At 38.2% G+C, this 204-nt stretch carries 1 protein-coding gene; it reads left to right on the forward strand.

The genetic code is table 11. The features are described from left to right. Position 1: 1 nt before the first annotated feature. On the forward strand, positions 2-204 hold a 203-nt coding region (locus DIZ30_RS09865), incomplete at its 3' end, for a hypothetical protein (protein WP_109023198.1).

The following is a 204-nucleotide window of genomic DNA, read 5'->3' on the forward strand; positions in this document are numbered from 1 at the left end:
AATGCTAGACATGAGAATCGAAGATTATCGAATTACCAGTGATTCTAGAAACATTGTCTTATCGAAGGTAAGACGAGACGAAGAAGGAAACATCCGCTACACAGAAACAAAAGAAGAATCACGAGCAGATATCGGATACTTTCAAACTGTCTCATCGTGTTTAAAGGCAATACAACGCGATTACGTGTTAAGTGAAGAAAGAAC

Source organism: Enterococcus sp. H57, from assembly GCF_003112495.1.
Taxonomy (GTDB): domain Bacteria; phylum Bacillota; class Bacilli; order Lactobacillales; family Enterococcaceae; genus Enterococcus_B; species Enterococcus_B faecium.